The sequence below is a fragment of the Sinomonas sp. ASV486 genome (assembly GCF_030908215.1).
Lineage (GTDB): Bacteria > Actinomycetota > Actinomycetes > Actinomycetales > Micrococcaceae > Sinomonas > Sinomonas puerhi.
Genome location: NZ_JAVFJK010000009.1, coordinates 176,133 through 196,494, shown reverse-complemented (window position 1 = coordinate 196,494; position 20,362 = coordinate 176,133). Strand labels below are relative to the sequence as shown.

Genomic DNA, 20,362 nt, shown 5'->3' with positions numbered 1-20,362 from the left:
ATGGACGTGCGGACAGTCCTCGTGGTCGGCTCCGGAGCGATGGGCCGCCAGATCGGCATGGCGGCGGCCGTCGCGGGATTCACGACGGCGGTGCGAGACGTGAGCGCTGAGGCCGTCTCCGCCGCGGAGGCGGACATGCACCGCTGGCTCGACGGGCGGGTCGCGAAGGGCCGGCTCGGCGAGGCCCAGGCCGCCGACGCGTGGGAGCGCATCGCGTTCACGACCGACCTCGCGGCGGCCGCCGCGGACGCGGACCTTGTGATCGAGGCCGCGACGGAGAAGCTCGAGGTCAAGCGGGCCATCTTCGCCGAGCTCGACGCATTCGCGCCAGCCCAAGCGATCCTCGCGACGAACTCCTCCACACTGGCCTCCTCGACGGTCGCCGACGCGACCGGGCGCCCGGAGAAGGTCTGCAACATGCACTTCTTCAACCCGGCGCTGGTGATGAGGGCCGTGGAGATCGTGCGGAACCCGCAGACCTCGGACGAGACCGTCGCGACGGTGGTCGAGGTGGCCCGGGCGATGGGCAAGTCGCCGGTGCTCCTGAACAAGGAGATCCCCGGCTTCGTCGCCAACCGGCTCATGGGCGCGGTGCGGGACGAGGCGCTGGCCTTGTATGCCGGCGGCGTCGCGTCCCTCGAGGACATCGACACCGCGGCCAAGGATGCCCTGGGCTATCCGATGGGGCCCTTCGAGCTCATGGACCTCGTGGGCCTCGACGTCACGTACCTCATCCGCCAGGCCGCCTATGGGCAGACCGGGGACGAGAAGGACCTCCCCCACCCGCTCGTCACGGCCAAATACGAGGCCGGCGAGTTCGGCCGCAAGACCGGGAAGGGTTGGTACACGTATGAGTGAGCTGGCAAGCAGCGTGGCCGAGTCCGGGTCCGGGCCGGGGTCCGGACCCGGATTCTCCGAGACCGACGAGTACCTCGCGGCGCTCCGCGAGCGCCTCACGGTCCCGCGGGACACCGACTACCTGCTCCTCGCCGGGGGCCTCCCGGCTGACGCCGCGGACGCCCGGGCACGCATGCGCGCGTTCGTCGACACCCGGGTGCTCCCGGTGATCAACGGGTACTGGGAGCGCGCCGAGTTCCCGTGGGAGCTCCTGCCGGACCTCGCTGCGACTGGCCTCGTGGGCGGCGTGATCCGCGGGCACGGTGCGGCCGGGCTCTCGCGGCTGGCCGCGGGCCTCGCCACAGTGGAGCTCGCGCGCGGCGACGGGTCGGTCAACACGTTCCTCGGCGTCCAGGCGAACCTGACCATGGGCACCATCAACCTGCTCGGCTCCGAGGAACAGAAGGGACGCTGGCTCCCCGGCATGGTTCGGCTCGAGAAGATCGGCGCGTTCGCCCTCACCGAGCCGCGCCACGGATCGGACTCGGCGCAGCTCGAGACGACGGCCCGCCGCGATGGCGACTCGTGGGTCATCAACGGGGCCAAGCGCTGGATCGGCAACGGCTCGATGGCGCACCTCGTGGTCATCTGGGCCCGCGACGAGGCCGACGGCGAGGTCAAGGCCTTCGTCATGGAGCGCGAGGACCCCCGCAACCCCGAGAGCGTGCCGGAGGGCTTCTCGGCCCGAACCATCGACGGGAAGATCGGCAAGCGCGCCATCCTCCAGGCCGACCTCGGCTTCGACAGCCTGCGGATCCCCGAGGCCAATCGGCTCCCCGAAGCGAACAGCTTCAAGGACACGTCCCGCGTGCTCGCGACGACGCGCGGTGGCGCCAGCTGGGAGGCCCTCGGCCACGGCATCGCGTGCTTCGAGGCCGCCGTCGCCTACACGGAGGTCCGCGAGCAGTTCGGCCAACCGATCGCGACCTATCAGCTCGTTCAGGCCACGCTCGCCTCCATGCTCGCCGAGCTCACGGCCATGCAGCTCATCTGCTTCCGCATGGCCGAGCTGCAGGAGGCCGGAAAGTGGAGCGGGACCATGGCCTCGCTCGCGAAGATGCACACCTCCAACAAGGCGCGCACGATCGCCCAGCAGGCCCGCGACCTCCTCGGCGGCAACGGCCTCCTGCTCGACTTCCACGTGGCAAGGCACCTCACCGACATGGAAGTGGTGCACACCTACGAGGGCACCGAGTTCATCCAGTCGCTCCTGATCGGGCGCAAGGTGACGGGGCGGTCCGCGTTCTGATGGGGACCTTCAGCGGAAGGCGGGTCCTCCTCGTGGGGACGGGAGGGATCGGGGCCGCCGTGGCGCTGCGGCTCGCCGCGGAGGGATCCCGCGTGTTCGGCACCTACCGCTCCGATCACGACGGCGCGGCGGCCCTCGGCGCACGGCTCCCGGCTGACTCGTGGGCCGGGTCCGCGAGACTGGATGCCGCGGATCCGGCATCGGTGGACGACGTCGCGGGGCCGGGCGGGAGCGCGGGCGCAGCGCTCGGGGGAATCGACACCCTCGTCGTGACCACCGGGCACCGGCACCCTTTGGAGATCCTCGCGAAGACCGATCCGGCCGTCATCCAGGACATCGTCCGGACCGAGCTCGTCGGGCCGATGCTCCTCGTCCGCGCCGTCCTCCCCGAGATGGTCGAGGCCGGATTCGGCCGGATCGTGCTCGTCGGGTCAGACAGCGGCAAGGCGGGCACCCTCGGCGACGCCGCGTCGTCGTCCGCGCGGGCGGGACTGCACGGGCTCGCGCGAGCCGTGGCCCGCGAGACCGCCCGCACAGATGTGACGATCAACGTCGTCTCCCCCGGCCCCACCGACACCGGGCTCCTCGCGGGCATGCTCGCCGCCGACGGCCTCACGGGGAAGGTCATGGCGGGGACCCTCAGGGCCGTGCCCAAGGGCCGGGCGGCACGGCCCGAGGAGGTGGCGGCGGCGGTAGCGCACCTCGCCTCGGCGGAGGCCGGATTCACCACCGGCCAGGTGCTGTCCGTCTCCGGCGGGCTCACGATGTAGCTGCCCGTTCCACGGACCACCCAACTCGACCACGTCAGGAGCCACATGGAGAGCGCGCCCTTCGATCCCGGCCACGTGACCGTCTTCCGCAAGACGGTCACCGAGACGGACCTCGTGCTCTTCGCGGGGATCACCGGCGACTTCGCGAGCAACCACACCGACGAGGAGTACATGCGCGGCACCCCATTCGGAACGCGGCAGATCCACGGGGCGCTCATCGTCGGATTCATGTCCGCGGTCGCCGCGCGGGCCCTCGAGGACGCGCGCCCGAAGGGGTTCACGCCGGTTTCCCTCGGATACGACCGCATCCGGTTCATCCAACCGGTATTCCCCGGGCAGACTCTCGCGCTCCGCCACGAGTGGGAGGAGTATGACCCCGCCGCCCTGCGAGCCACGGCGGCCGTCGAGGCGCGCGTGGAAGGAGAGGCGGTCGCGGTCGCCCGTCACGTGGTGAAGTGGGTGCACTCCTGACCGGGCCGCGAGGCGGTGACGCACGGGGATAAGATATCCACCGGCCACCTCACCCCCTCGCATCGGAAGGCGCTCGATGAGCCTGCTCGGAACCAACTGGAAGCTCCACGGGGACGGCCGCTCCATCAGGCCGGGCGAGGTGGTGGCCCCGCAGGAGCGGCTCGCGTGGCCGATCACGATCGGCGTTGGCCTCCAGCACGTCGTCGCGATGTTCGGTGCAACGTTCCTCGTGCCGATCCTCACGCACATGCCGCCCGCCACGACCCTGTTCTTCTCGGGCGTGGGCACGCTCCTGTTCCTCGTGATCACGCGGGGCCGGGTGCCGAGCTACCTCGGGTCCTCCTTCGCGTTCATCGCCCCGATCCTGGCGTCCCAGCAGCAGTTCGGTGTGGCCGGCGCGCTCGGCGGCGTAGTCGTGGCCGGCGTGGTGCTCGCGGCGGTCGGAGCGGTGGTGCAGAAGTTCGGCGCGCACTGGATCAACATCGTCATGCCACCCGTCGTGACCGGCACGATCGTGGCGCTCATCGGGCTCAACCTCGCGCCCGCCGCGAAGATGAACTTCGACGCCGCTCCGGTCACCGCGCTGATCACGCTGCTCGCGATCATCCTTGTCTCCGTGCTGTTCCGCGGAATCCTGGGGCGGCTCAGCATCCTCGTCGGTGTGGTGGTCGGATACCTCGTGGCCGTATGGCGCGGAGAGGTCGACTTCTCGCGCATCGACGCGGCGGCGTGGATCGGGCTGCCGCACTTCCAGACGCCCTCCTTCAACGTGGGCGTGCTCGGGCTGTTCGTGCCCGTGGTGCTCGTCCTCGTCGCCGAGAACGTGGGGCACGTCAAGAGCGTCGCCGCGATGACGGGGCAGAACCTGGACGACATGGCAGGCCGCGCCCTCATGGCCGACGGCGCCGCGACCGTCCTCGCCGGCCTCGGCGGCGGCTCCGGCACCACAACGTACGCGGAGAACATCGGCGTCATGGCCGCAACGAAGGTCTACTCGACCGCCGCCTACTGGGTGGCCGGGCTCGCGGCACTGCTGCTGAGCTTCTCACCCAAGTTCGGTGAGCTCATCGCGACCGTCCCGGCAGGCGTGCTCGGGGGCGCGGCCACGATGCTGTACGGCATGATCGGTGTGCTCGGCGTGAAGATCTGGGTGCAGAACCGGGTCAACTTCTCCAACCCGATCAACCTCACGACCGCCGCCGTGGCGCTCATCGTCGGCATCGCCGACTACACGTGGAAACTCGGCGGCCTCGCGTTTGCGGGCATCGCGCTCGGCTCCGCCGCCGCGCTCATCGTGTTCCACGGGATGACGGCACTCGCGCGCTGGCGCGGGACCGCCACCGAGGATGCTGTGGAACCGGCGGCGTCGGGCATCGGAGAATAGGAACATGACCGAAGAACTCGTCCAGCTCGTGGACGACAACGGCGCACTCCTCGGCACCGCGCCCAAGGCCACGGTCCACACGGACCATACGCCGCTGCACCTCGCGTTCTCCTGCCACGTGTTCGGGCCGGACGGGCGCGTGCTCGTGACGCGCCGGGCGCTCTCGAAGAAGACGTGGCCAGGGGTATGGACCAACGCGTTCTGCGGGCATCCCGCGCCGGGAGAGGCGTTCGACGACGCAATCCGGCGCCGCGCCCAGCAGGAGCTCGGGCTCGAGGTCGGCTCCATTGAACCCGTGCTGCCGGACTTCCGGTACCGCGCCGTGGACGTCTCGGGAATCGTCGAGTACGAGATCTGCCCGGTATTCCGCGCCGTCGCTGCCGGTGATCCGGCGCCGAACCCGGACGAGGTCTCCGAGTGGGCCTGGTCCGACGTCGCCGAATTCCACGCCGCCGTCGCCGCGGCGCCCTACGCGTTCAGTCCGTGGCTCGTCATGCAGCTCGACGCCCTGGCAGCTCAGGGCCGCTAGCCACCCCGGGCGGGGGCATCGCTCAACCGCGAGACGTGACCCCGCAACCCTGTGACCTGACCCCGCAACCTTGTGACCTGACCCCGCAACCCTGAAAAGTGACCCCGCCCGCCAGATGGACGGCGGATCAGGCGCCGGCGAGGAGCTCCGCGACAGCGCGGCGGACGTAATCGGCGCCGTTGGCGATGGCGTCAGCGGGAGTCGGCGCGAGGTCGACGAGCACGCCCGCAGCCTCGATCCCGTGCTCGGCGAGCTGCTCAGGTGTCGCCTCGATTCGTCCGGCAACGGCGATGACGGGAATGCCGCGGTCCCGCGCGCGGTCCGCGAGCGCAATCGGCGCCTTGCCCGTGAGCGACTGCCCATCGAGCGACCCCTCGCCCGTGATGACGAGGTCGGCCGAGGCCAGCTGCGCATCGAGCCCCACGAGTTCCGCGACGAGATCGAAGCCGCTCTCGAGCCGCGCGTCCGTGAACGCGAGGAACGCCGCCGGGAAGCCGCCCGCGGCGCCCGCGCCTGGAACGTCGACGTCGCGACCCGTCGCTTCGGCGAGGACGCGGGCCCAGGTGCGCAGACCGGCGTCGAGCGCCGCCACGGCCTCGGCATCCGCGCCCTTCTGCGGCCCGAAGACGTGCGCGGCGCCGTCGGTTCCGACCAGCGGATTGCGGACGTCGACGGCGATGCGCAGACGCGCGCTAGAAAGCCGAGGGTCGAGGGCGGAGGCATCCACGGACACGACGTCGGCGAGGGCGGCCCCGCCGAGCGGCACAACGTTCCCGGCGGCGTCGAGCGGACGCAGGCCGAGTGCTCGCAGGGCGCCGCACCCGCCGTCCGTCATCGCGGAGCCGCCGAGGCCCAGGATGATCTCGGTCGCCCCGGCGTCGAGCGCGGCCGCGATGAGCTGCCCGGCGCCGTAGGAATGGGCTCTGCCAGCCGTCTCGGCATCAGGATCCGCGCCGAGGGCGGCGAGGCCGGACGCCTGCGCGGTCTCGATGACCGCCGTCGTGCCCCTGAGCGCCCACGCGGCGCCCACCGGCTTGATGAGCGGGCCCGTCACGGCGCGGATCCGTTCCTCGAAGCCCGCGGCGACGGCCGCCTCGAGGGTGCCCTCGCCGCCATCCGCGACTGGCATGCGGACGATCTCCGCCTCGGAGTAGATGGCCAGGGCGCCCTCGGCCATGGCGTCGGCGGCCTCGGCGGCCGTGAGGGAGCCTTTGAACTTGTCCGGGGCGATGAGGATGCGCATTCCCCCATCCTGCCAGCACCCACTGACAGAATGTCCGTGTGGAGACCAACCGCGTCGAGGCCTTCAGCGACGGCGTCCTCGCCATCGCGATCACGATCATGGTCCTGGAGCTCAAGATCCCGGACACACCGGACCTGCACGGGCTCGGAGAGATCGTGCCCACGCTGCTCACGTACGTGCTGAGCTTCGTGTACATCGGGATCTACTGGACCAACCACCACCACCTCATGCACCTGACCAGCCGCGTGGACGGCGGCGCTCTGTGGGCGAACCTCAACCTGCTGTTCTGGCTCTCGATCGTCCCCTTCACCACCCGCTGGATGGATGAGAGCGCACTCGCGACGCTCCCCGTGCTCGTGTACGGGGTCAACCTCCTGGCCGCGGCGGTCTCCTACACGATCTTCCAGTCGCGGCTCATCCGGCTGCAGGGCTCCGAGAGCCGGCTGGCCCACGCGATCAGCAACGACGCTAAAGGCAAGTGGTCCATGGCGATCTACGTGGCCGGGTGCGCAGGAACGCTGCTCTCCGTGTGGATCGGCGTGGCCGCGTACGTGGTCGTGGCCACGATCTGGATCGTGCCGGATAGGCGGATCGAACGGGCCGTGGAGGGGAACAGCACGGCGGGCGACGACGCCTAGCCTCGCCAGAGACCCCGCAACCTCAAGGGAGGTTGCGGGGTCTCTGGCGATCCGTTGTGGGGTCCCTGGCGGGCCAGGGCCCCAGGCGTCAGTGCTGCGGGAGGACCTGGGTCCCCTCGATCTGCACGGCCTGGAGGTCGTGGACGTTGAGGCCGAGCTGACGCAGGATCGTCGGGGCGATCTGCGTGGTCTCAACGGAGCTCGTCACAATCGAGGCGCCCGAATCGGTGCCCTGCGAGACGACGATCGGGACGTGGCGGTCCTGCGGGTCTGCGCCGCCGTGCTCCGCGATCTTGCCATGTCCGCCCGTGTACACGACGCCGTGCTGGACGACCCCGAAGATGTCCGGAATGCGCTCGTCCGTGGCCGAGGTGTGGAAGAAGTCCGCCACCTGCTGGCCCGCGTAGACCGTGGTCAGGCCCGAGGCCTGGACCGTGAGGGGCGCCTTGTTGATGTCGTTGCCTGCCGCGCTGTGGGAGAGCAGGTACTGCTTCGCGAAGTCCGCAGCCATCTGGGTGTGCTCGGTCAGCCAGAGCTGCATGACGTCGTCGTCCGTGGAGAACGCCACGAGGTCGCCCGAGTGGCCCGCCGCGCGCCAGGCGGCGTTGAGGCCATCGATGATGGGGCCGTCGTCGACACGCTTGAGCGCGGCGGGTTCCATCGGCGACTGGCCGTGCTTCGCCGAGAGGATCACCGTGGTCTTCTTCGCGTCCGGCGTCTGCGCGATCGCGGCGGTCATCGCCCCGACCTTCGCGTCGATGTAGTCGAGCGCCTTGGAAAGGAGCGGGCCGGGGGTCACACCATCGGCGAGGTAGCCGCCCTTGAGGCCGTCCGACATCGGGAGTTTCTGCGCCGTCGAGATGGTCTGGAAGTTCATGCCGAACACAGCCGGCTCGCCTGCGGCGGTGGCGCCGGAGTGGTCCTTGCCGTTGATCTCGTTGAGCACGGCCTGGACCTTGTAGCCGTCGTACTGCTGGGTGGCAAGGTTGTCCTTGGTCCAGTCACCCTTGAAGCCGGCGATCGAGGCGTCCGAGTTGATCTCCGGCGCGAAGAGGTCGTCGATGCCCGTGCTGGACGGACCGTTGAGGATCTCGTACGCAACGTGCTTGTCCGACCACGCCGTGTGGAGGCCAGCCTGCTTTGCCACCTCGAAGACCGTGTTCACCTTGAGGTACTGGTGCGGGTAGACGGGCTTGCACGTAGCCGGATCGACAGGGAGCTGGGCCGGGTCGAGGAGCGACGCCGCGTTGCCGGTCATCTTCAGGATGCTGCCGGGGAGGCCCGCCAGACCCTGGCCGGCGTCGAGCGCGTTCGGGTTCTTGTCCGCGGCCTCGGTGTAGGAGACCTCGGCACCGGGTGCCGTGTGGGCGCAGTCTGTGGTGCCCGCGGGGAGGAGCTTGCGGTTCCAGGTGTCGTCGTAATAGACGCCCGTGGTGCCGGGGTTGCCGCCCGTGATCTGGCCGACCATGCCGGGGAATGAGTCGGACGGCACCGGCGTCTGGGCGTCCGTGTAGCTCGTGCCGTGGCCCACGAGGTTGGCGATTGCAGAGCCCGGGTGGTTCTTGACGTACCAGTCGAGGTCCGACTGGTGCAGACCGTCCACCGAGAGCAGCAGGACGTGCTTGTCAGAGTTGGCCTTCTGCGGTGTCCCGGCGGCGAACGCGGTCGTGGCAGCGCCTCCCGCGGCGAGGGCCGCACCAAGCACTGCGGCGGCAGCGCGTTTCGTCGTGATCTTCATATCGCTCCTCGTTTCGGCGTGCGGGCGCGCGAGCGTCCGGACCGCTGCGCGGCCCCCAGTCGATGCTTCCAAAGCATCGTGGAGCGCAGGACGGCGCGGGAGGCCCTGCGTCGAATCTTCGGTCAGAGTTCGCTCCTGATTTGCTGATTTCCCAGCGAATTCACGGCATATTCGCCGGATTCTCTCCTTTTGGCGAAGTGGCCCCGGCGGAACGCAAGGGACCCCGCAACCGCGTGCCAGAGACCCCACAACGGCCTGCCAGAGACCCCACAAGGGCAAGACGGGGCTGGGGCACTCAGGCAGGGCTATGCCATCGGCCACGCTCCTCGGGCCTCGAGCACGGCTCGCAGCACGTCCGTGCGGTCGGTCACGAGACCGTCCACGCCCAGGTCCAGCAGGCGATTCATGTCCTCGGCGGCGTTGACGGTCCACACGTGCACCTGCAGACCCGCGGCGTGCGCCCGGTCCACGAACCGCGCCGTCACCACACGGACTGCCCCGTACCGCTCGGGGACCTGCAGCGCATCGACGTCCCTCAGCAGCCGGCGCCCCGCCGCGGCCGGGATCGACGCCCCGAGCAGACGGAACGCCGCCGCCGTCCGCATTCCCGCCGACGACGCGACCGGCCGCGACAGGCGCGCGAGGACTGCGCGGCGTCGTGCGTCGGAGAAAGACGTGACCAGGACGCGGTCGTGGAGGCGCATCCGCTCGATGGTCTCGGCGAATGGCACGACGGCGTCCGCGGACTTCACGTCGACGTTGAGGCGGGCGTCGGGCAGGTCCTCGGCGAGGTCGGCAAAGAGCGGGATGCGCTCGGACGCCCCCGCGGACCCAGCTATGCGGGCCGCCGCCACCTCGGCCCAGGCCAGCTCGGCCAAGAGGCCCGAGCGGTCCGTGACGCGGTCAAGGCGGTCGTCGTGGAAGGCGACCAGCGCGCCGTCGTGCGTCGCACGGACGTCCGTCTCGAGGTGCGTGATCCCGAGATCCCACGCCGCGCGGAAAGCCGTGAGGGTGTTCTCGAGGCCGTTGAGGGAGAAGCCGCGGTGCGCGAAGGCCATCGGGGCAGGGTGCAGGAACGCCACGCATCTCACGGTACGCGGGTAGGCTCGGCGTATGGAGCTGAGCGCCGTGAGCCGCGAGTACTTCCGCACGCTTCCGCGACGGCGCGTCGCCGCGGGACTAGTAATCCGCGACGTCGACGGCCGTGTCCTCGCCGTCAAGCCCAACTACAAGGAGGGCTGGCTCCTCCCGGGCGGCACCGTGGATCCCGGCGAGGCGCCGCGCAAGGCCGCCCGCCGCGAGGGCCGCGAGGAGCTCGGGCTGGACATCGAGCCCGGCGCGCTCCTGCTCATTGCCCATTCGGCGTTCCCGGACCCGGTCGGGGACGGGCTGAGCTTCCTGTACGACGGCGGCATGCTCCCCGAGGGCGCGCACGTCACCCTCCAGGAGGAGGAGCTCACCGAGTGGACGTTCGTGGGGACCGACGAGTACGAGGAGTACTTCGGTGACCACGGCGCCCTGCACATCCAAGCCGCGCTCACGGGCCTCAACGAGAAGCGCACGCTTGAGCTCGAGGACGGGGTCGAGGTCCTGTGAGCCCGGGGCAGTAGCTAGTCGAGCAAGAGATGGGCGAGCGCGTCGCCGAGCCACTGCGCCCACTCGCGCGGCTCCCAGCCTTGACCCCGAGTGAACGCCAAGTACGTTTGCGGGCTCGCGACTACCATGAGGACGTCGGTGGCCCGTTCTGGGCTGAGGTCTGCCCTGAGAGCGCCGTGATGACGGAGGGCCTCGACCACTCGCGAGAACTGGACCCGCCTGAGGCCGTCGAAGTACTCGAGGACGCCAGCAATGGCCGGTTCCGCAGGGGCGGCAAGGCGGGCCGTCTCCACGGCAACAGAGGCGCGCTCGAAAACGCCGAGGCCGCCCTCGGCGAACAGCCGCAGTGCGTCAGCCCCATCGGTGCGCGCAAGCATCTCGGCGAACCAGTCTGTGTCCTCCGGCCGCGTTGGATCCTCCGGACCCACCACCTGCGACTCGATGAGCGCGCTCAACAGTGCCGGCTTGTTGCGGAAGCTGAAGTACACCGTCTGGACGGCCACCCCTGCGCGTTCGGCGATGCGCGCCATGGTGGCCGACTGGTAGCCGCGCTCTGCGAACTCGTCCCCGGCGGCCTGCAGGATGCGCCGCCGGGTCTCCTCACCCTGGGCGCGGCGGCTCTCCGTTGCGGCTTCCGTTGAGCCCTTGACCCGTCTCATTCCCCCAACGATACTAGATGACGTCTCTAGAGATCACTTATAGAATCGTAGGGTTCGCCGTGTTGTCCTTGCCTCCCGTCAGCATCTGGGCCGTACTGCTCGCTACAGCGGTCTCCTTCGGTTTCGGGGGGCTTTACTGGGCGAGGCTCGCGCCGCCGCTCGCCCGGTCGCTGCGGGTCCCCGCGGGGCCGGAGTCGTGGCCCCGGTCGGCGCTTGCCATCGGGTTCCTCACGCGGGTGGTCCAGGCGGTGGGGATCGGATGGCTCCTCGGCTATGCCGGCGTCTCGAACCCTTGGCTGGCGGCCCTCTTCGGGATCGGCCTCTACGCGGCGATCATCATGCCGCTCATCATCGGCCAGCACGCGTTCATGGAAGAAGAAGACCGCTGGCGGCGGTTCCTCCTCGGCGCGGCCCAGCAGCCAGCCGAGTTCGCGATCATGGGCGCGATCGTCACGCTGTGGAGATAGTCCTCGCGAGACCGCGCTAGTCCGGCAGCTCCGCGGGTTCCGTCACGACGTCCACCATCGCTTCTCCCCGCAGCACCGTGATCTCGGTGCGGCGTCCGATCGCCTCGGCGAACATGTGCCGCTGGAGCGACTGGGCGTCCTTGAGCGGGGCCCCATTGATGGCAATCAGCAGATCCCCCGGCCGGATGCCGCTCGACTCCGCAGGGCTTCCGCCCACCACCTCGGCGACGCGGAGCGCCCGGCGCGTCCCAGTGCGCTCGGCCCAGCGCGGGTCGAGCGGCGTCGGCACGCTCACGAGCCCGAGGTAGGCGCGGCGCACGCGGCCGTCTTCGCGGAGGGCCTCGAGGATGCGGCGGGTCGTGGCGTTGACGGGCACGGCGAGCCCGAGTCCGAAGCCGGCCACCGCCGTGTTGATCCCTACGACGCGGCCACGCGAATCCGCGAGCGCGCCGCCAGAGTTGCCCGGGTTGAGCGCGGCGTCGGTCTGGATCACGTCCTCGATGAGGCGTGACGCCGTGCGCCCCCGCGCCGGAATCGACCGGCCGAGCGCGCTCACCACCCCGGCGGTGACACTGCCCTCAAGCCCCAATGGGCTCCCGACGGCGACCACGAGCGAGCCCACCAGCAGGGTGTCGGCGTCGCCGAACTCGGGCGGCTCGGGCACGTGGATCCCGCAGCGCAGCACCGCGAGGTCCGAGAGCGGGTCGCGCCCGATCACCGCGAACGGCCCCGCCGCGCCGTCGGCAAACGCGACCTCGCCCCGGTCCGCACGGCCTACCACGTGCGCGTTCGTCACGAGGTGCCCTTCCGCGGTAAGCACGACGGCGCTGCCCGCCCCGCGCTCGGTCCGCACCGACGCGACGCGCGGCGTCAGATGCCTGGCCACGCCGGAGACGGTACGCGAGTAGGCGTCCAGCGCCTGATCGTCGGTGCCGTGATCCGGATCACGATCCTGAGTCATGCCATGCACAACGTTGGGGCCGTCGCGACGATGCCGGATATCGCGTCAGGCGAACGATCGACGGCTTATAGCCAGGACGTTCCTCTCCTGCGCACAATGTGTTCACTGGTCACTCAAGAAGGAGTCCGCGATGAAGCTGTTCGGGTGGGGTCTCGTGATGCTGGCGATTTTCATCCTCGGCATGCTGGTCAATATCGGCGATGGCATCTACATGTTCCTGTGGGCGGCGATCGTCCTCATTGCCGTCGGCGGGATGAAGCTCGCCCGGCCGGCGGGCTGAGCGGGCCGCAGCGTCTGACGCCACGAAACCAGCGAAAGGGGCACGGACCATCGGGTCCGTGCCCCTTTCCGTGGGCTACGCCGGTCAGGCTAGACGTGCTCGCCGCGGCGGCGCTTCATCCACAGGGTGAGCGCGAGCCACGCGCCGAGCAGACTGCCCGAGCCGAACAGCAGGCCCGGAACCGTGTAGTCGGCTGCGGTCGGGCTAGCGGACGTCTGGGCCGAGATCGCCACGGACTCTGCCGGAGCCGGGTTCTGGGCCCCGCCCTGACCCTGCGCCGGTGGCGCCGACGTCGTGCCCTCTGGGACGACGGCTGGAGAGGTCGTCGACGCCGGAGGCTGGGTCGTGGCTGGCGGCGTGGTGGCCGGCGGGGTTGTCGCAGGCGGAGTTGTCACCGGCGGCGTGGTCGCGGGCGGGGTCGTCGCCGGGGGGGTCGTCGCAGGCGGTGTGGTCACAGGCGGGGTCGTGCATTCACATGTCGGCGGCGTGGTTACACTGAGGGGCTTGCAGCCGTTGGCCCAAATAGCCTGATTCTCGGGGGTCCAATTCTGTCCACCAAAATCGACCTCCTTCGAACCGTTCATGTAGCTGAACGGCGGGACGATGTCGTCCTGGTACTGGTGATCCAGATGGCCGTCATACACGCCAGCCGCATCAGGGGTGATGACCCGGTAGGGATTCTTGGTGTCGCCGGTGTGATGGCAGATTGTCACGGGAGAGTCGGCCCGGCCAACACTGTTGTTGGTGTTCGGGGCCGCGAAGGCAGACGGCATGGTGAGGAAGCCCCCGGCGAGCATGGCACCGGCGGCGAGGGCCAGCAGCCCAGACCTCTTCTTTCTAAGCGTGGTGAGTAGCGGCACGCTACCCACCTCCTTTCCAAGTTTGGGAATGTGGGCGCTGAACGCGCATACATGACCCGCCCCGATAGTTCACGCGCATTGTCCGCACCTGAAGGTCACGAGTGTGACCGCATCGTCAGGCCGCTCGAAATTGCAGGTGAACAGCACCACAAGGCATGGGTCATTCTTGAAGGAGAACTGCTTGGATTTGTCGACGAGACTCCTTTCCTCGAGGGTGCAGGGGATCACGCTTCCGTTGGCATCCGTGATTGTCGCGGGCTGGCCGATGGCCCAGCCGTCGAAGCTGAGCCGGTTGAAGGGGAATGTCTGGTCGTTGCACAGGTACACGCCGGCATGGCACGTGTGGCCTGACAGCACCACGGGAAGCACCGCGTCCGACTGCCCGGACCCCTTGAGCCAATGGCCCACCGGATCGAACCCGTTCGCGTCCAGGGCCGGGTTGACCGGGACGGACGGGTCCCAGTCCATCGGCACGATGTTGACGGCGAACCCGGCCGCGGGCCAGTCGAAGCTCGCGGGCGGCAGCGCCACGGATGTGCGCTTGGGCGGAGCTGCGGACGACGGCGCGGGGCTCGCTGCCGCCGTTGTCGCAGGGGTCGCGGGCTGCGACGATGTGCCCGCGGGATTCGGCGTCGCCGAAGCGACCGTGAGCTGATGCGCCGCGTCCGCGCGGCGCTGCTGATCGGCGTCGTACGAGAATTTGTAGGCAATAGCGGCCACAGCGAGGAGGACGGCGAAGGCCAGCGAAATCGCACTGGCCCATCGCCAGGCCTTTCGACTCCCACTTCCGTTTCGCGTCACGAATATCCCGCCCTGTCGAATCCCACCCGCCCCGAAGGAACCGGGCAAATCGCCCATCAGACTCCCCCAGGACATCCGCTGTCACATCAGTGGAGCATTGGGAAAAACGGTGCTCTAGCTCCAAAGCCCGACCACTCGCGAAGTCGTCTTTGAAAGTGGTCCGGCGTTGGAGGTAAAAGCTTCGTCCCGGATCAGGCACGCGGGAAACGGGAGTTGACGGCGGCGTCGAGCGTCATCCCATCCCCGTTGTCCACGAAGCCGAGCATGAGTCCGAGGGCAGCCTTGCCGAGCAGCGAACGCTGGGCTGCGTGGTCCACGAGCGGTTCATCGAGTTCGGCGAGGAGACGCAGCCCAAGTCCTTCGCCCATGGCTTCGAGGACGATCGCGAACTCCTCTGCCGTGACGCCCGGGCGCAGCTCGAGGCCCGCCGCGGCGAGGACGCGCTCGTACAGCCCGAACCACGCCGCCGTGAGGGACGCGTACATGCCCTTAACACCGCGCGAGACCATCGGATGGGCCGAGGCCGAGGCGATGGTGAGGAGCTGCAGGCGGAACGCCGGGAGCTCGAGAACGAGAACGGCACCCTCGTAGGCAATGCGATGCAGAATCTCAGAGGTATCCCCGTTCTCAGCGCCTCCGGCCTCAAGGACGCGCCCGAGGGCCGTCTTGAGGCTCACCTGCCGGACCACGAGGGCGTAGGAGATGAAGTCGTCGATGAAATCCTGCTGGCCGGCCCAGCGGTCCCGGAACTTGGCCTCAGTGGGGACGAGATCCGGGTAGTCGTGCTGCGCCCGGCTCACGACTCTGGGACGGGAAAGGTACGAGAGTGTCTGACGCGTGCCCTCCACGAGCTCCTCGTCGCCGGAGGTGAAAGCCTGGTCGGTCAGCCTCAGAGCGGCATTGAGGAACGCCCGCGTGAGGTCGGAGTTGGCCAGCCGCGCCCTGTTCTTGGCTCGGACTCGGCTGAGATTCGTGACCGTCTCGGCCAGATCCACCTCCGCCAGATCGGACGCTTCCCCCCACGGTTCACCCTGCACGAACGCCATGTCCGCCCCCTCGTACTGCCATGATTTCCACCGCCGTCGCAGGCGGCCCCCGCCCTTGTACAAGTGTTATTCGGCTCCGTTCGGGGCGGGTACGGACGCGGAAGGTCCATTGCCGGAGGACTTAGGACGGGGGACCGCAGCGGGTGCGTATCGGAGAGGCGGCCACGGGTTGCTCTACAGTTCCCGTGAAGTCGGATCAGACTCTTGAATCCGGCGTTCGGTCTGGCGATCATGTGCGGCAGTAGATCCAGTTCACGAGTGACCAATGCCCAGGAGGCATAGACGCCATGGCGCCCGAGCAGAAGGGCAAGTCGCGGATCATCGGCGACCTGCGGACGCCCCCGGAGGGCGAAAGCGGCGGCGACGTTCCGGGCCCCGACGAGCCGGTCGACGTCGTGATCGAGCTCAACGCGACCTACCCGGGCCCGGCGAGCGCGGCCCACGACGCCTTCGCCGACCTCTGGCACCGGTTCGTGGAACGCGTGGCCCCGGCAGGCGGCGCGCCGAAGGTCCTCTTCCAGAAGACGCGGATCGCCCGCAAGCTCTACCAATGCATCCTGACCCGGTCCTCGCTCGCAGTCCTCATGGAGATGGACGAGCCCGGCCCCACCGGAGCCCGCATCATCTTCCGCGCCTGGCCGGACTACGAGCTGTATGCGCACATCGACAGATCGGCGGCGACGGTGAAGGTCGACGCCGCGCGGCGCTCGTTCAGTGCACTCGGGGAAGGAATCGTCTGGGCCGTCATCGACACGGGCATCGACCAGAAGCATCCGCATTTCTCCGCGCTCGAACTCGCACGCGAGGGGACGCCCGACGCCGCACCAACGCCGAAGACGGGCGGCCTCCACCGGGACTTCTCGGGCCTCGTGCGCCCGAGCCTCGGAACCCCGACGGCACCCGCGGACCCCCTCGCGGACGAGGAGGGGCATGGGACGCACGTGGCCGGAATCATCGCGGGCGGGTGCCCGGAGGGGCGCACCGCCCATGTCGCCTCCTCAGACGAGGCCGTGGATGGCGGATTCGTGCCGAGGGCCCACGCGGGGGCACTGAGCGGGATGGCGCCCCTCTGCCAGCTCGTGAGCCTCAAGGTGTTCCGGCGCGTGGCCGGGGTGGCGGTGACCTCGTCGTCGGCCGTCATCGCCGCCATCGAGTACGTGCTCACCGAGGTCAACGTGAGCCGGAACCCCCTGCGCGTGCACGGCGTCAATCTGAGCCTCGGGTGCGACTGGGACCCGAGCCACTACGCCGCGGGCCAGTCTCCACTGGACCAGCTGCTCACCGAGCTCGTCGCGACGGGCGTCAACGTGGTGGTCTCGGCGGGCAACAACGGCAGTGCCGCCGCGGCCCAGTCCGCCAACCAGTCCACGGGCGTGCTCGCGTCCATCACCGAGCCCGGACACACCGAGGCCTGCATCACCGTCGGATCGACGCACCGCGATGCACCCCACGTGTTCGGCGTGTCGTGGACGTCGTCGAAAGGGCCCACGCTCGACGGGCGGGCCAAGCCCGACGTCGTGGCGCCGGGCGAGTGGATCTGCTCGGCCGCGACCGGCACGGTCCGCACCCGCGCCGGTCTGGACGGGCTGACGGGCGACGACGCGTCCCTCACCTACGCGGAACTCTCCGGCACGAGCATGGCCGCGCCGCACGTCTCCGGCGTCATCGCCGCCTTCCTGTCCGGACGGCCCGAGTACATCGGGCGCGCCGCAGAGGTCAAAGCCCTGCTCCTGCGCAGCGCACTGGACCTCGGCCGCGACCGCTACGGGCAGGGCGCCGGGCTCGCCGACGCCATGGCCATGCTCACGAACTACTGACCCGCCCAGCCCGAAGGAGCCCCACCGTGGACGGAACCGCAACGAGCTACTGGCAGCTGAACTTCGACGAAAACGGCAACGCCACGGGCCAGGATCCCGGCGCACTCATCTCGGCCGTTTCCGCTTCCGGGACAACCGACCTCTTCGTCATGAGCCACGGCTGGAACAACTCCGAGGGCGACGCCGAGCGGCTCTACTCGGCGATGTTCCCGCTCATCGCGAACGCTCCGGGGGTCCCGGCGCACGCGGGCTATCTCGGGGTCTTCTGGCCATCGATCTGGTTCCCGGACCCGCCAGCCGGGTCCTCCGACGCCGCGCTCTCGGGTGCGCAGATCAGCGCCACGCTCGCGCGCAGCGTCCCCGCCGCGTCGGCACCTCTGGCCACGATGGGCGCCCTCATCGACTCCGGCCTCGGGCACGTCGACGCCGGGACGGCCACTCCTGCACAGCAAAGCGCCGCGGTCGAGCAGTTCCACGGCCTGCTGCAGAACGTCTTCGGCGGCACCACCGCGACCACTGAAGACGCCGGCGAGAGCGCCCTCATCGCGAGCGACAACCCTCAGCGCGACTACGCCGCCCTCGCCGTCGAGATGGGCAGTGCCCCGGCCGCGGGCGACGCCGAGGGTCTCGCCGACATCTTCGGCCCCATCTGGAACGGAGCGAAGGACGCCCTTCGAGTGGCCTCGTTCTACCAGATGAAGGCCCGCGCCGGGACCGTCGGGGCCAAAGGCCTCGGCCCGTTCCTCGTCCAGCTGCATACGGCCGTACCAGCGCTGCGCGTGCATCTGATCGGACACAGCTTCGGGGCGCGGCTCGTCTCCTTCGCGCTCAGCGGAATCCCCTCTCCGCAGGAAAGCCCCGTCGCATCGCTGACGCTCGTCCAGGGCGCCTTCTCCCACTGGTCCTTCACCCAGGCCGCCGACAGCCCGTTCGCCGAGGCCGGGGCGCTGTTCTCCGTCACGGACCGCGTGTCCGGGCCGCTCGTCTCCACCTTCACCGCGGCGGACTGGGCCGTGGGCCGCTGGTACCCGAAGGCGTCCTTCCTCGCGCAGCAGGACAATCAGGACGTCGCGGCCCCGGACCGCTGGGGCGGAATGGGCTCGGACGGGTACCAGAGCGTTGAGCCGAGCGCCAACGTCGCGCTGCCGCTTCCCACGGGAACCGCGCTCGCGGCGTCGACCTTCTACCGTGCAGACGCGAACGGCGTCATCAAGGACACGTCGCAGTCCGCGTTTGCCGGGGCGCACTCGGACATCGAGCACCCTGAGGTGGCCGCGCTCATCGTGGCGGCCGCGACGGCCGGACAGTAGGCGGTCGGAAAAAAGTCTGTTTGGCTTGGCTCGCAGGCGGGTATTCACAAGTCACGATCCATCCCCAAACTAAGGAGTTCATCGTGCTTCTCTGGATTGCCCTCATTCTGTTCGTGCTCTGGCTGCTGGGCTTCATCGCGCTCCCCAGCCTGGGCGGGATTGTGCACATCCTCATCGTGCTGGCGGTGATCGCACTCATCGTCCACTTCGTGCGCGGCCGCCGCGCCGTATAACCGTCATGGCCGTATAAACCGTATAGACGCCATGACCGTCCGGTTGACGCTCAGGCGCGCCTGACCTCGATGTGAGGCGGCCGCCTGAGCGACTGGGCGACGACACAGTACCTGTCCGCGACCGACGCGAGCTTCTCAAGCTCCGCGTCGGTCGCGTCTGTGTCGAAGGTCGCGACCAGCCGGACATCCTGGACGCCCACCTCCACCGTCCGATCGACGCCGAGGGTGCCGCGCGCATCGAAGACGCCCTCCCCACGGATCTCCCCCGAACGGATCGTCAGCCCCATCGCCGTCGCGACGCTCCGGAGCGTCACGCTCGCGCACGCCACGACCGCCTCCATGAGCATGTCCGCCGAGCATGCGTCCGAGCCGTCGCCCCCGACGGCACGGTGCAGACCCGCGCGCACAGGAGCCGACCACGTCTCCACCGTCGCGGTGATACCCGACTCGGTGTAGCGCGCGGCCGCCGATATCGGGGTCAGCGCCGAAGCCGGGTCATCCCGGTACTGCTGCTTGAGCGGTGCCTGCGCGGCCCTGAGCTCATCACGCGTGGTGATCATGCGTTCATGATCCACGCGCACGTCACGCGGGGCCAGAGCCGACTGCCGTGCGTCCAATCCCCGCGAGCTTGCGCTCGAGGACCTGCGCCACGCCGTCGTCCTCGATGCCCGGGGCGTGGAGCTCCGTCGCCGCGAGCGCGTCGGGGTGGCCCGACTGCATCGCGTAGCCCTCGCCCGCCCAGGCGAGCATCTCGACGTCATTGGGCATGTCTCCGAACGCAACCACGTCCGCCGGGGCGATCCCCAGAGCGTGGGCGTACTCGGCAAGCGTGACAGCCTTGTTGACGCCGATCGGGGCCATCTCGAGCATGGTCATGTCGATCGCCGAATGGGTCACGGAGACCAGGTGGGAAACGTGCGGCGCCACGACGCGGAGGTAGTCCTCGGCCGTGATCCCCTCGATCTTCGCCATGAACTTCACGACCTCGTCCCCCTGAACGAGCTCGGCGAGGTCGCCGTGCCGCACCTCCTCGAGCAGACGCTGGTGCCGGGGCTCGGCGAACGCGGTCTCCATGACGAACTCGACGGGGGTCTCCACCGCGAATACCGTCTCCGGGAAGAGCCCGCGGACGATCTCGCGGACCTCGAGCATCGTGTCCCGGCGGATCGCCTCGGAGGAGACCACGGACATCGTCTCGAGGCTGTACACGAGCGCGCCGTTCGAGCAGATCACCGTCCCGGCATGGCCCAGCTGCTCGCTGAGGGGCGTGAGCCACCGCGCAGGCCTCCCCGTGACGAACACGAGCTCGACGCCGGCCTCCTCGCACGCGTGCAGCGCCCGCACCGTGCGCGGCGTGATCCGCCCGTCGCGGCCGAGGATCGTGCCATCGATATCACTGGCCACGAGGCGCAT

23 protein-coding genes are annotated in these 20,362 nt (G+C 69.5%); 13 read left to right on the top strand and 10 right to left on the bottom strand.

The annotated features are described in order from the left end of the window. The 6 genes from RBS60_RS14215 to idi all read left to right on the top strand — a co-directional run bounded on the left by RBS60_RS14215 (position 1) and on the right by idi (position 5,300). Entirely contained in the window at positions 1–858 is an 858-nt protein-coding gene (locus RBS60_RS14215) for a 3-hydroxyacyl-CoA dehydrogenase family protein (protein ID WP_307958220.1), read from the top strand. Continuing rightward, positions 851–2,146 carry an acyl-CoA dehydrogenase family protein gene (locus RBS60_RS14210; protein ID WP_307958219.1) on the top strand — a complete coding sequence of 432 codons (1,296 nt, stop codon included), beginning with the start codon at positions 851–853 and terminating at the stop codon, positions 2,144–2,146. The genes RBS60_RS14215 and RBS60_RS14210 overlap by 8 nt, the downstream gene beginning before the upstream one ends. After that, positions 2,146–2,916 (top strand): SDR family oxidoreductase, encoded by a 771-nt coding sequence (locus tag RBS60_RS14205; RefSeq protein ID WP_307958218.1) that lies wholly within the window; start codon positions 2,146–2,148, stop codon positions 2,914–2,916. Before RBS60_RS14210 ends, RBS60_RS14205 begins: the two co-directional genes overlap by 1 nt. Positions 2,917–2,961: 45 nt before the next feature. Next, a complete protein-coding gene (locus tag RBS60_RS14200; RefSeq protein ID WP_307958217.1) occupies positions 2,962–3,387 on the top strand; it encodes a MaoC family dehydratase in 426 nt (141 codons plus the stop codon). Positions 3,388–3,463: 76 nt separating this feature from the next. Further along, positions 3,464–4,771 (top strand): solute carrier family 23 protein, encoded by a 1,308-nt coding sequence (locus RBS60_RS14195; protein ID WP_307958216.1) that lies wholly within the window; start codon positions 3,464–3,466, stop codon positions 4,769–4,771. Between the two features lie 4 nt (positions 4,772–4,775). Then, complete coding sequence (idi, locus tag RBS60_RS14190; RefSeq protein ID WP_307958215.1) at positions 4,776–5,300, top strand: isopentenyl-diphosphate Delta-isomerase; 525 nt, start codon at positions 4,776–4,778, stop codon at positions 5,298–5,300. Between the two features lie 127 nt (positions 5,301–5,427). On the opposite strand, the gene RBS60_RS14185 is transcribed toward idi, so the two are convergent. Continuing rightward, positions 5,428–6,543: a glycerate kinase gene (locus RBS60_RS14185; RefSeq protein WP_307958214.1), complete on the bottom strand. Its 1,116-nt coding sequence runs from the start codon at positions 6,541–6,543 to the stop codon at positions 5,428–5,430. A gap of 38 nt (positions 6,544–6,581) precedes the next feature. Between RBS60_RS14185 and RBS60_RS14180 the strand changes: the two genes are divergently transcribed. Beyond that, positions 6,582–7,181, top strand: coding sequence for a TMEM175 family protein (locus tag RBS60_RS14180; RefSeq protein WP_307958213.1), 600 nt, complete (start codon positions 6,582–6,584; stop codon positions 7,179–7,181). Positions 7,182–7,269: 88 nt separating this feature from the next. On the opposite strand, the gene RBS60_RS14175 is transcribed toward RBS60_RS14180, so the two are convergent. Together RBS60_RS14175 and RBS60_RS14170 are read right to left on the bottom strand one after the other, a co-directional pair. After that, positions 7,270–8,919, bottom strand: coding sequence for an alkaline phosphatase family protein (locus RBS60_RS14175; protein WP_307958212.1), 1,650 nt, complete (start codon positions 8,917–8,919; stop codon positions 7,270–7,272). Between the two features lie 305 nt (positions 8,920–9,224). Continuing rightward, positions 9,225–9,977 (bottom strand): glycerophosphodiester phosphodiesterase, encoded by a 753-nt coding sequence (locus tag RBS60_RS14170; protein ID WP_307958241.1) that lies wholly within the window; start codon positions 9,975–9,977, stop codon positions 9,225–9,227. A 55-nt stretch (positions 9,978–10,032) separates the two neighbouring features. Here RBS60_RS14170 and RBS60_RS14165 point away from each other — a divergent pair, with 55 nt between their 5' ends. Then, complete coding sequence (locus RBS60_RS14165; RefSeq protein WP_307958211.1) at positions 10,033–10,515, top strand: NUDIX hydrolase; 483 nt, start codon at positions 10,033–10,035, stop codon at positions 10,513–10,515. Positions 10,516–10,529: 14 nt separating this feature from the next. Here RBS60_RS14165 and RBS60_RS14160 read toward each other — a convergent pair whose 3' ends face one another. Beyond that, positions 10,530–11,174 carry a helix-turn-helix domain-containing protein gene (locus RBS60_RS14160; protein ID WP_307958210.1) on the bottom strand — a complete coding sequence of 215 codons (645 nt, stop codon included), beginning with the start codon at positions 11,172–11,174 and terminating at the stop codon, positions 10,530–10,532. A gap of 59 nt (positions 11,175–11,233) precedes the next feature. Between RBS60_RS14160 and RBS60_RS14155 the strand changes: the two genes are divergently transcribed. After that, entirely contained in the window at positions 11,234–11,641 is a 408-nt protein-coding gene (locus RBS60_RS14155; RefSeq protein ID WP_307958209.1) for a DUF1761 domain-containing protein, read from the top strand. A gap of 16 nt (positions 11,642–11,657) precedes the next feature. Here the strand turns inward: RBS60_RS14155 and RBS60_RS14150 are convergent, their stop codons facing one another. After that, positions 11,658–12,602, bottom strand: a complete 945-nt coding sequence (locus RBS60_RS14150) for a trypsin-like peptidase domain-containing protein (RefSeq protein ID WP_307958208.1) — start codon at positions 12,600–12,602, stop codon at positions 11,658–11,660. Between the two features lie 130 nt (positions 12,603–12,732). Here RBS60_RS14150 and RBS60_RS14145 point away from each other — a divergent pair, with 130 nt between their 5' ends. Continuing rightward, the gene (locus RBS60_RS14145; protein ID WP_307958207.1) at positions 12,733–12,882 is read left to right on the top strand and encodes a hypothetical protein; all 150 of its coding nucleotides are present in this window, start codon (positions 12,733–12,735) and stop codon (positions 12,880–12,882) included. Positions 12,883–12,971: 89 nt separating this feature from the next. On the opposite strand, the gene RBS60_RS14140 is transcribed toward RBS60_RS14145, so the two are convergent. The 3 genes from RBS60_RS14140 to RBS60_RS14130 all read right to left on the bottom strand — a co-directional run bounded on the left by RBS60_RS14140 (position 12,972) and on the right by RBS60_RS14130 (position 15,589). Beyond that, complete coding sequence (locus RBS60_RS14140) at positions 12,972–13,742, bottom strand: hypothetical protein (protein WP_307958206.1); 771 nt, start codon at positions 13,740–13,742, stop codon at positions 12,972–12,974. Positions 13,743–13,811: 69 nt separating this feature from the next. Further along, on the bottom strand, positions 13,812–14,462 hold the full coding sequence (locus tag RBS60_RS14135; protein WP_307958205.1) for a hypothetical protein: 651 nt from the start codon (positions 14,460–14,462) through the stop codon (positions 13,812–13,814). Positions 14,463–14,734: 272 nt separating this feature from the next. Beyond that, complete coding sequence (locus RBS60_RS14130; protein ID WP_307958204.1) at positions 14,735–15,589, bottom strand: hypothetical protein; 855 nt, start codon at positions 15,587–15,589, stop codon at positions 14,735–14,737. A gap of 287 nt (positions 15,590–15,876) precedes the next feature. Between RBS60_RS14130 and RBS60_RS14125 the strand changes: the two genes are divergently transcribed. From RBS60_RS14125 to RBS60_RS14115, 3 genes are all read left to right on the top strand, one after another. Continuing rightward, entirely contained in the window at positions 15,877–17,406 is a 1,530-nt protein-coding gene (locus RBS60_RS14125; protein ID WP_307958203.1) for a S8 family serine peptidase, read from the top strand. Positions 17,407–17,432: 26 nt separating this feature from the next. After that, on the top strand, positions 17,433–18,716 hold the full coding sequence (locus tag RBS60_RS14120) for a hypothetical protein (RefSeq protein WP_307958202.1): 1,284 nt from the start codon (positions 17,433–17,435) through the stop codon (positions 18,714–18,716). Positions 18,717–18,799: 83 nt separating this feature from the next. Beyond that, positions 18,800–18,949, top strand: coding sequence for a lmo0937 family membrane protein (locus tag RBS60_RS14115; protein ID WP_307006853.1), 150 nt, complete (start codon positions 18,800–18,802; stop codon positions 18,947–18,949). A gap of 50 nt (positions 18,950–18,999) precedes the next feature. Here the strand turns inward: RBS60_RS14115 and RBS60_RS14110 are convergent, their stop codons facing one another. Together RBS60_RS14110 and RBS60_RS14105 are read right to left on the bottom strand one after the other, a co-directional pair. Continuing rightward, on the bottom strand, positions 19,000–19,509 hold the full coding sequence (locus RBS60_RS14110) for an OsmC family protein (protein ID WP_307958201.1): 510 nt from the start codon (positions 19,507–19,509) through the stop codon (positions 19,000–19,002). 22 nt (positions 19,510–19,531) lie between these two features. Beyond that, a complete protein-coding gene (locus RBS60_RS14105) occupies positions 19,532–20,362 on the bottom strand; it encodes an HAD-IIB family hydrolase (protein WP_307958240.1) in 831 nt (276 codons plus the stop codon).